Source organism: Bartonella sp. ML69XJBT, assembly GCF_028618515.1.
GTDB lineage: Bacteria > Pseudomonadota > Alphaproteobacteria > Rhizobiales > Rhizobiaceae > Bartonella.
Map to the genome: position 1 here is coordinate 1 of NZ_JAQITB010000148.1, position 500 is coordinate 500.

Consider the following 500-nt stretch of genomic DNA (forward strand, 5'->3'; position numbering starts at 1 on the left):
CACGCATCAAACAACAAGAATATGAAAGCCATCAGTTAGGATAAGAGACGATTATGGATGTTTCCCTTGTTGTGCGTTTTGTCAATCATCTCCAAGAGGGGATCGCTTCTGCCAAGCGTGATCTTGCAGCTTTCAGTAGCGATGTTGCGCATTTCCAGAACAAGACAAGGCAGCACTTTAAAAATTGGTTTGACCCTAAGCACTTGAAGGAAGCCACAGCAAATGCGGAAAATGCTTTCAACCAAGCGCGTGGGCGCATGGTGGGTGCGCTTGCCCAAACAGCAACCTTAATTGCACCCCTCTATAAAGCCATGCAATTTGACCAATCAATGAAGGGCTTGGAAAAGGTTCTGGATGCCCCCCTTAATCGCTTAAAGGAATTGCGCCGTTTTGCTTTGGAAACCTCCACCAAAATTCCTCTCGCCGCCCGTGAAGTTTTAGAACTGATGACCAGTGCTAGCCAAGCAGGGATTGGTGAACAAGATTTAGAAGCTTTTAGT

The 500-nt window shown here is 46.4% G+C and carries 1 protein-coding gene; it reads left to right on the forward strand.

The window, feature by feature from the left end:
- Window positions 1–53 precede the first annotated feature (53 nt).
- Window positions 54–500: phage tail tape measure protein (locus tag PVV68_RS10590; protein WP_273783062.1), on the forward strand; the 447-nt coding region annotated here is incomplete at its 3' end.